Origin of the sequence: Azorhizobium sp. AG788, from assembly GCF_004364705.1 — a bacterium.
GTDB classification, from domain to species: Bacteria; Pseudomonadota; Alphaproteobacteria; order Rhizobiales; family Xanthobacteraceae; genus Azorhizobium; species Azorhizobium caulinodans.
In genome coordinates this window covers 54,859-67,056 of the sequence record NZ_SOBM01000009.1, presented here as the reverse complement: position 1 = coordinate 67,056, position 12,198 = coordinate 54,859, and the positions used below count along the sequence as shown (strand labels likewise).

At 68.2% G+C, this 12,198-nt stretch carries 10 protein-coding genes and 1 riboswitch; of the genes, 3 read left to right on the top strand and 7 right to left on the bottom strand.

The features are described 5' to 3' along the window. The first annotated feature begins 104 nt into the window (after window positions 1-104). Complete coding sequence (gene rpoH, locus DFO45_RS21590) at window positions 105-1,007, top strand: RNA polymerase sigma factor RpoH (RefSeq protein WP_012172773.1); 903 nt, start codon at window positions 105-107, stop codon at window positions 1,005-1,007. Window positions 1,008-1,151: 144 nt separating this feature from the next. After that, window positions 1,152-2,525: an extensin family protein gene (locus DFO45_RS21585; protein WP_081434076.1), complete on the top strand. Its 1,374-nt coding sequence runs from the start codon at window positions 1,152-1,154 to the stop codon at window positions 2,523-2,525. 55 nt (window positions 2,526-2,580) lie between these two features. On the opposite strand, the gene DFO45_RS21580 is transcribed toward DFO45_RS21585, so the two are convergent. Beyond that, the gene (locus DFO45_RS21580; protein WP_012172771.1) at window positions 2,581-4,242 is read right to left on the bottom strand and encodes an L-lactate permease; all 1,662 of its coding nucleotides are present in this window, start codon (window positions 4,240-4,242) and stop codon (window positions 2,581-2,583) included. Between the two features lie 332 nt (window positions 4,243-4,574). Between DFO45_RS21580 and DFO45_RS21575 the strand changes: the two genes are divergently transcribed. After that, on the top strand, window positions 4,575-5,453 hold the full coding sequence (locus tag DFO45_RS21575; protein ID WP_133866487.1) for an EamA family transporter: 879 nt from the start codon (window positions 4,575-4,577) through the stop codon (window positions 5,451-5,453). A gap of 310 nt (window positions 5,454-5,763) precedes the next feature. Here DFO45_RS21575 and gcvPB read toward each other — a convergent pair whose 3' ends face one another. From gcvPB to DFO45_RS21545, 6 genes are all read right to left on the bottom strand, one after another. Beyond that, window positions 5,764-7,329 carry an aminomethyl-transferring glycine dehydrogenase subunit GcvPB gene (gene gcvPB / locus DFO45_RS21570; RefSeq protein WP_133866486.1) on the bottom strand — a complete coding sequence of 522 codons (1,566 nt, stop codon included), beginning with the start codon at window positions 7,327-7,329 and terminating at the stop codon, window positions 5,764-5,766. Next, window positions 7,326-8,669, bottom strand: a complete 1,344-nt coding sequence (gene gcvPA / locus DFO45_RS21565) for an aminomethyl-transferring glycine dehydrogenase subunit GcvPA (RefSeq protein ID WP_133866485.1) — start codon at window positions 8,667-8,669, stop codon at window positions 7,326-7,328. Before gcvPA ends, gcvPB begins: the two co-directional genes overlap by 4 nt. Before the next feature lie 22 nt (window positions 8,670-8,691). Continuing rightward, entirely contained in the window at window positions 8,692-9,165 is a 474-nt protein-coding gene (locus tag DFO45_RS21560) for an OsmC family protein (protein ID WP_133866484.1), read from the bottom strand. Between the two features lie 16 nt (window positions 9,166-9,181). Beyond that, a complete protein-coding gene (gcvH, locus tag DFO45_RS21555) occupies window positions 9,182-9,553 on the bottom strand; it encodes a glycine cleavage system protein GcvH (protein ID WP_012172766.1) in 372 nt (123 codons plus the stop codon). Between the two features lie 3 nt (window positions 9,554-9,556). Continuing rightward, window positions 9,557-10,720, bottom strand: coding sequence for a glycine cleavage system aminomethyltransferase GcvT (gcvT, locus tag DFO45_RS21550; protein ID WP_133866483.1), 1,164 nt, complete (start codon window positions 10,718-10,720; stop codon window positions 9,557-9,559). A gap of 216 nt (window positions 10,721-10,936) precedes the next feature. Then, a riboswitch (glycine riboswitch) is annotated at window positions 10,937-11,039 on the bottom strand. 74 nt (window positions 11,040-11,113) lie between these two features. Continuing rightward, a complete protein-coding gene (locus tag DFO45_RS21545; RefSeq protein WP_133866482.1) occupies window positions 11,114-12,007 on the bottom strand; it encodes a hypothetical protein in 894 nt (297 codons plus the stop codon). Window positions 12,008-12,198: the final 191 nt, after the last annotated feature.

Genomic DNA, 12,198 nt, shown 5'->3' with positions numbered 1-12,198 from the left:
CTATCCGATCTGCGTTAGGGACCGTATATTACGCAGTTGCGGTTGGCGGCACGCGGCCGCGTATGTGGTCGCTCGGGCGGAGGACCACGAGAAAGGAGGCCTCCATGGCCGGAAGCAGGCAGGCGCCGATCCCTTCAGCGGAAGGTGGTCTGACGCGGTATCTCGAAGAGATACGTCGGTTCCCGATGCTGGAACCGCAAGAGGAGTACATGCTGGCGAAGAGCTGGCGCGAGCATGGGGATCGCGATGCGGCCCATAAGCTCGTTACCAGCCACTTGCGGCTGGTCGCCAAGATCGCCATGGGCTATCGCGGCTACGGCCTGCCCATATCCGAGGTGATCTCGGAAGGCAACGTCGGCCTCATGCAGGCGGTGAAGAGGTTCGAGCCCGAAAAGGGCTTCCGCCTCGCCACCTATGCCATGTGGTGGATCCGCGCCTCGATCCAGGAATACATCCTGCGCTCGTGGAGCCTCGTGAAGATGGGCACCACGGCGGCGCAGAAGAAGCTGTTCTTCAACCTGCGCAAGGCCAAGAGCCAGATCTCCGCGCTGGAAGAGGGCGATCTGCGCCCCGATCAGGTGAAGCAGATCGCCACCAAGCTCGGCGTGACCGAGCAGGATGTGGTGGACATGAACCGCCGCCTCTCCGGCGACGCCTCCCTCAACGCGCCCCTGCGCGAGGATGGCGACGGCGGCGGCGAGTGGCAGGACTGGCTCCAGGACGACCATCAGGACCAGGAGACCAACCTCGTCGAGAGCGAGGAACTGGACAACCGACGCACCGCGCTTTCCAGTGCGCTCGCGGTACTTAACCCGCGCGAGCGCCGCATCTTTGAGGCGCGCCGGCTGTCCGAGGACCCGGTCACGCTGGAAGAACTGGCAGCCGAGTTCGGCGTCTCCCGCGAGCGCGTGCGCCAGATCGAGGTGCGCGCCTTCGAGAAGGTGCAGAAGGCGGTGGTGGACAAGGTGCGCACCATCGAGAACGTGGGCGAGCCTGAGCACGCCTGACGTTGGGGCGTCTTAACGCCGGCTGGTACTTAAAAACCGCTCCCGGTGGTTCGGGGGCGGTTTTTTACTTTTGGCGCTGAAAAAGCCGGAAATCCGCCGCCAAATTTTAACGCCGTCTCAAGGACAGGTCCCCACGATGGGGGCATGACGCGCGGAGTTTCCTGGTCCTTCGTAGCCCCGCTCGTCTGTGTGGGGCTCCTCCTGACTGGCTGCCGGTTCGACATGTTCCAGCGGCGTGAGCCCTGGCGTGCCCAGGCCGAGGAGAAGTGCATCGCCGAGGGCGGTGTCACCCCATCCGTCTATATCGAGCCCATGCGCTCCATTGACGGGCCCGGCGCCTGCGGCATGGAGCACCCCTTCAAGGTGGCCGCGCTCAATGACGGCACGGTCGGCATCGAGCCCAAGGCGACGCTCGCCTGCCCGATGGTCCGCGAGGTGGACGCCTGGATTGCCCAGGTGGTGCAGCCAGCCGCCATGGCCTGGATGGGCGCGCCCGTCGTCGCCATCAAGCAGATGTCGTCCTATTCCTGCCGCGGGATGAACGGCCAGCCGGGCGCCAAGATCTCCGAGCATGCCTTCGGCAACGCCCTCGACGTGGGCGGTTTCCGCTTCGCCAATGGCGTGGACATCTCCGTGAAGAACGGCTGGAAGGGGCCGCCCGAGGCCCGCGGCTTCCTGCTCCAGGTGCAGGCAGGCGCCTGCGAGGCCTTCACCACCGTGCTCGCGCCGGGCTCCAACATCTTCCATTACGACCACATCCATGTGGACCTGATGCGGCGGAACAACCCGCGCCTCATCTGCAAGCCGAAGCCCCAGCCGCTGCCGGCCCCGCCCGTGCTCTCCGTCTCGGCGCCCGAGCCCGGCTATCCGCAGCAGCCCGCGCCGCAGCAACCGGGCGGCTATGAGCGCGCGCCCATGCAGCCGCTGCGCCTGCCGCAGGGCCAGGCCGAGCCGATGGGGAGTCCGCAGGTGCAGGGGCAGCCGCAGGAGGAAGCGCCCGCCGAGGAAGAGGCGAACGCGCCGCAGGAGATTGCGCCCCAGGCTGCCCAGCCCCAGCAGACCCCGCCGCGCATGGGTGAGCCGCAGCCCATCCAGCCGCAGCCGGGCTATGGCCGCGCGCCGACCTATGGCACGCCGCAGGTCTCGGCCCCGCCGTCCTCCGGCTATGGCCAGCAGGGCTACGGGCAGCAGCAGGGTTATGCCCGGCAGGGGCCGCAGGGCTATGGCCAGCCGGCCCCCCAGCAGACCTACCAGCCGCAGCCTGCACCCTATGGCGCACCGCAGCCCGGCTATGATGCGGACTCGCACCAGCCGGTGTTGCTGCCACCGGGCTCGCTGCCCTCCCAGCCGCGCATGCCGGGGCCGATGTCCTATGCGACGGCGGGCAAGGCCGGCGCGAAGGCGGCGGCCAAGGGGCCGTTCACGGAAGCGGGCATCGTGCAGCGACGCTATTATGCGGTGCCCATCCCGCAGCCATCCCCCATTCCCCTGCCGCTCGCCATTCCCGGCGAGGACTGAGCGAAGAGTGATGAGAAAGGCCGGCATCCCGCCGGCCTTTCCGTTTTTCAGGCGGTCAGTGGATGACCATGGCCGTGAAGGGCCAGACATAGGCCTGGAGCATCACCAGCACGCCCACGAGGCAGGCGAGCACGATGGAGTGCCAAAACACGAAGCGCAGGATGGAGCCTTCGTGCCCGAACCAGTTGGTGGCGGTGGAGGCCACCACGATGGACTGGGCGTCGATCATCTTGCCCATGACGCCGCCGGAGGAATTGGCCGCGCCCATGAGGATGGGGCTGAGGCCCAGTTGCTCGGCGGTGATCTTCTGCAGGCCGCCGAACAGCACGTTGGAGGCGGTGTCGGAGCCGGTGAGCGCCACGCCCAGCCAGCCGAGCAGCGTGCCGAAGAAGGGATAGAGGAAGCCCGCCTGCGCGAAGGCAAGGCCCAGCGTCGCGTCCACGCCCGAGTAGCGGGTGAGGGTGCCGATGGCGAGCATGGCGGCGATGGTGACGAGCGAATAGCGCACCACCCACAGCGTCTCCAGATAGGCCTTGATGAGCCGGATCGGCGAATACTTCATCACCGCTGCCGAGAGGACGGCCGCGATGAGGATGCCGGTGCCCGTATAGGAGAGATAGGTGAAGGCAAAGACGGCGCCCTCCTTCACCGGCGCGGCCACCACGGGCGGCACCTTCTGGATCTGGTTATGCAGGCCCTCAATGGGGAAGTTGAGGGTGAACAGCGGGTTCACCAGCGCCTTGAACCAGCCGGTGCCCCAGATGGCGACCACCACCGAGAGGATGACCCACGGCACCCAGGACCAGATCACCTCGCTGCGGGTGGCGACGTGGGTGCGCACCGGCGGAGGCGCCATGGTGGCGGCGCTGTCGTCCTTCGTCCGCAGCTTGGCGGAGAGCCACAGCTCCTTCGGCTGCCACACCTGAAGGAAGGCGACGAGGCAGGCCATGGAGATGATGGACGCGCCGATGTCGACGATCCACGGGTTCACATAATTGGAGATGAGGAACTGCGGCACGGCAAAGGAGATGCCGGTGACGAGGATGGCCGGCCACACCTGCATCATGCCGCGCCAGCCGGCGAAGACCCAGATGAGCCAGAATGGCACGATCAGCGAGAAGAAGGGCAGTTGCCGCCCCACCATGGCGCCGAGCAGATAGGGGTCGAGCCCGGTGACGCTGGCGAGGCCCTGGATGGGCGTTCCGAGGGCGCCATAGGCCACGGGCGCCGTATTGGCGATGAGCGAGAGGCCCGAGGCGGCGAGCGGCGAGAAGCCGAGGCCGATGAGCAGCGCGCCGGTCACCGCCACCGGCGTGCCGAAGCCCGATGCTCCTTCGAAGAAGGCGCCGAAGGCAAAGGCGATGAGCAGCAGCTGAATGCGCCGGTCGGCGCTGATGCCGCCGATGGAGTGTTGCAGCGTCTCGAACCAGCCTTTCTCCACCGTGAGCCGGTAGAGAAAAATGACGTTCAGGATGATCCAGCCGATGGGGAAGAAGCCGGTGATGACGCCGAGCCAGGTGGCGCGCAGCGCATGGCCGGTGGGCATGGTGAAGCCCAAAGTCACCACCAGCAGCGCCACGGCGAGGGCGATGACCGCCGCCCAGTGGGCCTTCACCTTGTTGGTGGCGATGAGAACGAGCAGCGTGACGACGGGAATGGCGGCCACGAGCGTGGAAAGCACGGGACTGCCGAACGGGTCATAGACCTGGTTCCACATGAACGTCTCCTCGGATGGCTTGGGCGGTGACGCTGCGGGCTTGCTGCCCGTTCTCGCCGCATCTGTATTCGGCAGCCCGGCGCCTGAGTCTGTCAATGTAATCGGCCGGGAATGTTGTGATTCCTCTCAGGCATGAGGCTGCGAATGCTTAGATTGTCTGCAATATTGACGTTGCGTCATATCGCAGACGCGAAGATGTCGCGGCGCGAAAACTTGAGCGCAGCCTTCCGGTTGGCGGCATTTGCGTCGCTGATGGATGGCTTGCGGAAAAGTCGCTTGTGCCGACGATGACCGGCGTCCAAAAGACACCATCGCTTCTGACCGGACCCGCCATGGCCCCCCGCCACATCGCCCTTGCCGTGCTGGTCACGGCTGTCTGGGGCTTCAATTTCGTCGTCATCCATGTCGGGCTCGAGACCTTCCCCCCGCTGCTGCTGACCGTGCTGCGCTTCGTGGTGGCGGCACTGCCAGTGCTGGTGGTGCGCCCGCCCAAGGTGCCGTTCCGGCGCATGCTGGCGATCGGGCTCACCTGGTTTCTCGGCCAGTTCGTCTTCATCTTCATCGCCATGACGAAGGGCATGCCGCCGGGCCTCGCCTCGCTGACGCTTCAGGCGCAGGCCTTCTTCACCATCCTCATCGCGGCGCTGGTTCTGCGGGAGCGTCCCTCGGCACGGCAGCTCACCGGGGTGATGGTGGCTTTCTGTGGCCTCGCGCTGATCGGCTTCAGCGTCGGCGGCGACATGACACTGCTCGGCCTCGGGCTGACCATGTGCGCGGCTCTGAGCTGGGGCGTCGGCAATGTGCTGATGCGCGGCACCGGCAAGGTGGACATGCTGCCCATGGTGGTGTGGCTGAGCCTCGTGCCGCCGCTGCCGGCCTTCGCCTTGTCGCTGGCCTTCGAGGGCTGGCCGGCGATCACCTTCGCCTTCGCCCATGCGGACCTTCTGGCCTACGGCACGGTGCTCTATCTCGCCGTTCCGACGACGCTGATCGGCTTCGGCATCTGGGGCCACCTGCTCAATCTCTACCCCGCGGGCACGGTGGCGCCCTTCTCCCTGCTCGTGCCGCTCTTCGGCACGCTGTCAGCCGCGCTCGTGCTGGGCGAACGCTTTCCCCCGCTGCGCTTCGCCGGCATGGGCCTCATCGTCTGCGGCCTCCTCATCCTGGCCTTGCCGCTGAGCCGCTGGCTGCGGCGGGTGCGGAAGGCGTAGGAGCGGTGCGCCTCCTGCTCGATCCCTCGCACCCCTGCCGTTCGCGAACCCTCCCCCCTTGAGGGAAGGGCAGGGAGGGGGGTAATGCCCTCTCCGTTTTCCGCGCCGTCTGCTCGAGGGGGAGGGCACGTGCGTTTGGCAGGCCGTTCCACCCCCCTCCCCAACCCTCCCCCACAAGGGGGGAGGGGGCCTGTTGAGCGGGGACAGGGGGTGCGTTGCGTGACGGTGAAGCCAGCCACCCGAACATAAACAAAGAGCCCGGCGGAGTGGGCCGCCGGGCTCTTCTTTCAGCGCTTTCGCAAGCGTCCGATCACTCCGCCGCTTCCGGCAGCGGCTGGGGCTTGACCCAGCGCAGGACGGGGGCGCGGGCGGCGCGGGTCTCGTCCAGCCGGCGGCGGGGGGCGTAGTGCGGGGCGCCGAGGAAGCGCTCCTTCTCCCCGGCCTTCGCCGCGAAGGCGAGGTCGCGCAGCGCACCGATGAACAGGTCGAGCGAGGCCTTGGACTCGCTCTCCGTCGGTTCGATCAGCATGGCGCCGTGCACCACCAGCGGGAAGTACACCGTCATCGGGTGGTAGCCCTCGTCGATGAGGGCCTTCGCGATGTCGAGGGTGGAGAGGCCCGTGCCCTCCAGCCAGGCATCATCGAACAGCGCCTCGTGCATGGCCGGGCGCTCGCCGAAGGGCACGCTCATCACGTCGCCGAGGCAGGCGCGGATGTAATTGGCCGAGAGCACCGCATCCTCCGACGCCTGCTTCATGCCATCCGCGCCGTGGGAGAGCATCCAGGCCAAGGCGCGCACGAACATGCCCATCTGGCCGTGGAAGGCGCTCATGCGGCCGAGCGCCTGCACGGCACCCGCCTCGCCCTCGTCCTCCACCAGCTTCAGGCCGGCGCCGTCCGCGACGATGGCCGGCACGGGCGCGAAGGGCGCTAGCGCCTTGGAGAGCACCACCGGGCCGGCGCCGGGGCCGCCGCCGCCGTGCGGCGTGGAGAAGGTCTTGTGCAGGTTGATGTGCATGGCGTCCACGCCCAGCTCACCCACCTTCACCTTGCCGAGGATGGCGTTGAAGTTGGCGCCGTCCGCATAGAAATAGGCGCCCGCCGCGTGCACCGCCTCGGCAATCTCCACCACGTCCCGCTCGAACAGGCCGCAGGTGTTGGGGTTGGTGAGCATGAGGGCCGCCACCTCGGGGGTGAGCGCGGCCTTCACGGCGGCCGGGTCCACCGTGCCGTCGGCGCGGGCGGGGATCGACTTCACCTCATAGCCGATGAGCGCGGCGGTGGCCGGGTTGGTGCCGTGGGCACTCTCGGGCACCAGCACGATATGACGCTTCTGGCCGTTGGCGATGTGCGCCGCCTTGATGGCCATCATGCCGCACAGTTCGCCATGGGCGCCGGCCTTCGGCGTGAAGGCCACCGCTTCCATGCCGGTGAGCGACAGGAGCCAGCGGGACAGTTCCTTGATGAGGGCGAGGGCGCCCTGCACCGTGGAGACCGGCTGGAGCGGGTGCACATCGGCAAAGCCCGGCAGGCGGGCCATCTTCTCGTTGAGGCGCGGGTTGTGCTTCATGGTGCACGAGCCGAGCGGGAAGAGGCCGCTGTCGATGCCGTAATTCATACGCGACAGGCGCACGTAATGGCGCATGGCCTCCGGCTCGGCGAGGCCCGGCAGGCCAAGGTCCGCCTTGCGCTCATGGCCGCCGAGGCGGGGCGTGAAGTCGCCCGCGTCCTCGATGTCCACGCCGGTGACGTCGGTGCGGCCGATCTCGAAGATCAGGCCCTCTTCCAGCTCCAGCGCGCGGTTGCCGGTGAAGGTGTGGGGCGCAGCGCCGCCGGTGGTGATGGGGGTCGTCGCCCCGCGTCCTTCGCGGTTCATGCCAGCACCTCCTTCAGCGCGGCCGCATAGGCGACGCGATCTTCATCCGTATTGATCTCGGTGGCGGCGACGAGGATCAGGTCGTCGAGGCCCGCCTTTGGCGCGAGGCGCGCGTAAGGCACGCCGCCCAGCACGCCCTTGGCCGCCAGCTTCTCGATCACGTCCGCCGCCTTGCCCGGCACGCGGATGGTGAATTCGTTGAAGAAGGCGCCGTTGAGCACCTGAACGCCCGGCACGGCGGAGAGCTTGTCCGCCAGCTTGCAGGCATTGGCGTGGTTCAGCCGGGCGAGCTTGCGCAGGCCCGTCTCGCCCAGCAAGGTGAGATGGATGGTGAAGGCCAGTGCGCACAGGCCGGAATTGGTGCAGATGTTGGAGGTCGCCTTCTCGCGGCGGATGTGCTGCTCGCGGGTGGAGAGCGTCAACACGAAGCCGCGCTTGCCGCTGGCGTCCACCGTCTCTCCGGCGAGACGGCCGGGCATCTGGCGCACATACTTCTGGCGGGTGGCGAACAGGCCCACATAAGGCCCGCCGAAGGTGAGCGGATTGCCGATGGACTGGCCCTCGCCCACCACGATGTCCGCGCCCTGCGCGCCGGGCGGCTCGATGAGGCCGAGCGAGACCACTTCCGTGAACACCGCGATCAGCAGCGCGCCGGCCGCATGGGCCTTCTCGGCGATGGGCTTCAGATCGACGATGTTGCCGAACACGTCGGGGCTCTGCACCACGACGCAGGAGGTCTCGCCGTCGATGGCGGAGAGGATGTCCTTGCCGCCCTGCGGGACGGGCGAGAGGGCGACCACCGCATCGTCCGCATAGCGCGAGAGCGTGGCGATGGTCTCGCGATAGTGCGGGTGCACGTTGCCGGCCACCACGGCCTTGCGGCGCTTGGTGACGCGGTGGGCCATCAGCACCGCCTCCGCGGCGGCGGTGGAGCCGTCATACATGGAGGCGTTTGCCACCTCCATGCCGGTGAGCTCGCCCACCTGGGTCTGGAACTCGAACAGATACTGCAGCGTGCCCTGCGCGATTTCCGGCTGGTACGGCGTGTAGGAGGTGAGGAATTCCGAGCGCTGGATCAGATGATCCACGGTCGCCGGCACATGGTGGCGATAGGCGCCCGCGCCGACGAAGAAAGGCACGGAGCCCGCCGGCACGTTCTGCGCGGAGAGCGCGCCGAGCGTGCGCTCGACGGAAAGCTCGGTCTTGTGCGCCGGCAGGTCAGCGAGAGCGGGGTTGAGTTTCGCGGCCGGGATGTCGGCGAAGAGGGCATCGACGGAGGGGGCGCCGATGCGCGCCAGCATCTCCGTGCGGTCCTCCGGGGTGAGGGGCAGATAGCGCATGGATGTCTCGGGTTCGGGGGCCTTAGGCCATAGGAAAACTAGGAACGAGAACCACTTCACCGCGCAGCGAATTGGCGATGTAGCATTCCTCGTGGGCGCGGTGGTGGAGCGCCTCCACCTCCTCGGCGGTGGGGGTTTTGTCGCCGCTGAACGCCACAGCGGGGTTCAGCGTGATGCGGGCGAGATAGAGCTTGCCCTTGTCGTTCGGTGCCATCTCGCCGACGGCGGCGTCGGTGTAGCTGTCCACCCGCAATCCCGCCCGGCGGGCGAAGTCGAGGAAGAACAGCATGTGGCAGCTCGAAAGCGCGCCGACCACGGCCTCCTCGGGGTCCAGCGCATCCTCCCGCGAGAGGGGCACACGGACGGAGGCGGGGGAGGAGGATCCCGGCACTTCCAGCCCGTCGAAGATCAGGCGGTGGGCGCGGCTGTAGCGGCCGTCGGTGAAGACGGCGTCGCCCCGCTCCCAGCGCACCGTCGCGGTATAGACGTGGGCCATGGATCCTCTCCCGGTCTCAGAGGGTGTCGAGATAGGCCTTGTAGTCGTCGGCGCTCATAAGCGCGTCGAACTGGGCGGTGTCGGAGAGCTTGAGCTTCAGGAACCAGCCCTTGCCTTCCGGGTCCTCGTTCACGGTCGCCGGGGTGGCCTCAAGGTCGCTGTTGACCTCCACCACCTCGCCGGAGACGGGGGCATAGACCTCGCTCGCCGCCTTCACGCTCTCCACCACGGCGGCTTCCTTGCCCTGCGCGATGGCCTTGCCGATCTCGGGCAATTCCACGAACACCACGTCGCCGAGCTGCTCCTGGGCGTAGTTCGAGATGCCGACCACGGCCACGTCGCCTTCGAGGCGGACGTATTCATGATCCTTGGAATAACGGGTGGTCATTGGTCAGGCCCCTTTGGCTGCGGAAGTCTTGCGAACGTAGCGCTGCGGCACGAACGGCGTTGTGACGACGGTGGCGGCAAGCGGCTTGCCGCGAACGATGACGTCGAGCTTGGTGCCCGGCGTGGAAAGGGCGGTGGGCACATAGCCAAGGGCCATGGGCGCGCCGAGCGTCGGCCCGAAGCCGCCGGAGGTGACGCGGCCGACGATGGTGCCGTCCTTGGTGGCGATCTCGGCGCCCTCGCGGGCCGGGGCGCGGCCCTCGAAGGAAAGGCCCACGCGCAGGCGCGCCGGGCCGTCCTTCAGCTCGCGCTGGATGCGCTCCGCACCGGGGAAGCCCCCCTCCTCGCGGCGGCGCTTCTGGATGGACCAGACAAGCGCGCCTTCCACCGGTGAGGTGGTGGTGTCGATGTCGTGGCCATAGAGGCAGAGACCGGCTTCGAGGCGCAGGCTGTCGCGGGCGCCAAGGCCGATGGGCTTCACTGCCGGCTCGGCCAGAAGCTTGGTCCAGAGCGTTTCGGCATCGGCATTGGCGACGGAAATCTCATAGCCGTCCTCGCCGGTATAGCCGGAGCGGGAGATGGCGATGGGCAGGCCGTCATAGGTGGTGACGAGCACGGTCATGAAGGCCATGTCGGCGGCGCCGGGGGCATGGCGGGCCATCACCTCCACGGCCTTTGGCCCCTGCAGGGCGAGCAGCGCGCGGTCCTCATGGGTCACGAGGGTGACGCCGGCGGGCAGGCGGGCGGCGATATGGGCGTAATCGGCGGTCTTGCAGGCGGCGTTCACCACCAGCAGCAGCGTGCCGTCCTGCGCCGGGTCGGCGGGGCGGGCGACCATCAGGTCGTCGAGAATGCCGCCGTCCTCCGCGAGCAGCTGCGAATAGCGCTGCTGGCCGGGCTTGAGGTTCAGGATGTCGGCGGGGACGAGCGCTTCCAGCGCGGCGGCGGTGGTGGCGTGGTCGGGGCCGATGAGGGCGGCCTGGCCCATGTGGGACACGTCGAACAGGCCGGCGTTCTCGCGCGTCCAGTTGTGCTCGGTGAGAATCCCCGTGGGATACTGGACCGGCATGTCGTAGCCCGCGAAGGGCACGAGCTTGGCTCCCAGCGCCGCGTGGGCGGCGTGGAACGGGGTCTTCAGCAAAGGGGACGTATCGTCGGCATGCGACATGAAGCGGTTCCGCGAAAGGCGCCAGAAAATGCGGACATGACTGTCCGCGCGGCGCCCCCTCTGTCGCAGGAACCTGAGAGATTCACCGGAACCCCGTCACGCGGAAGGGCCGGCTTACTCCTTCGGTGAGTCGCTTGATCCATGCAGCCGGAAGCGAGGCGCAAAACGCCAAACGCTCCGGACCAGCATCGCATCCGCGACTGCTTTCCAGAGGCTCGTCACCCTGCGGCCCTTTGTGCCTGAGCGGTTCCGGGGCGGTTGCGCCTTCGGCGCCGGATCCTGCCTTTCGACAGCTTCCGGTCTCTCCCGCAGGGATCATCCGAACGGCGGTGGTTGCCCACCGCCGCGCTTCTTATAGGCGATCCGGGATCGCGGTTCAATTCACCGTCGCGCTCATTGCGCGGGCGGCGGACCGAAAGTGCTCGGCGAAGGGCCGACGGCGCCGCCCGAGGACGAGCCGGAGAAGGTGGGCGGCGGGCCGAAGGTGTCGCTGGCCGGCGCGCTGCCGGTCGAGGCGCCGCCGCTGGAGCGCGAGGTGCTGGAACTGCTGCTCGCCGCCGGGGCACTCGCGGCCGGGGTGCTGGGCGCGCTGCTCGTGGCGGCGGGGCGCGGCGTGCGCGGCCGGGCCGGGGCGGCGGGCTTGGCCTCGCCCTTCGAGTCGAAGCCCACATAGACGATGTAGCGCTCGAGATCATCGCCCTTGGGCAGCGGGAAGGTGATGCCTTCCTCCACCACGGCGAAGCCGGCCTGGCTCTCGTTGGGCAGGATCTGCACCGGCACCACGAAGAACTTGCTGGTGATGGTGACCGGGTTGGGCCCCTCCTGCACCAGCGCCACGCGGATCGGCACGGTGAAGGCGCCGGGCGTGCCCTTGTCGCCGAGGATGACGCGGCCCTCGATGCCGACGCGGATGTTCATCTGTCCGGCGGTCACCTTGCACTCGCGGGCGAGCGTGCCGAAGGTGCCCTGCGCGCGCAGACCGCCGCCGGCGGCGGGCACCTGCCAGGTGGAGGCGCCGGAGCGCACCGTCACCGGCGGGCAGGTCACTTCCGTGCCGTCGCCGGCACCGCTCGCCACCGTGGTGCCGGATGCGGTGACGGGCGCGGAGGCCGCGGCGCCGTCCACGGTGGTGCCGGGCGCGCCGAACGTGCCCTGCGAATTGAAGCCCGCGCAGCCCGCCAGCGAGAGAGCCAGGGCGGTCCCGGCCAGAATGCGGGTCGGCAGGGCGGCGTGGAACGCCAGACGCATGTCACCTTCCTCCAGATGGCGGGGGTTGGCGCGCAGCACGCGCCGTCCCCTCGTCAGAGCGCCTGGGGCGTGCGGAACGCTCCATGGACGCATGCTCCAGCCCGTCGAAATGCCCGCTCAAGAGGCGGGCAGCGGACCAAACCGGGCCAAATCTCTAACAAAATGTAAATGAGAGCGTGCAGGCCGACGAGGCCCGGCATGCGAATGCGCCGCGCTTCCTGCTTTTATGG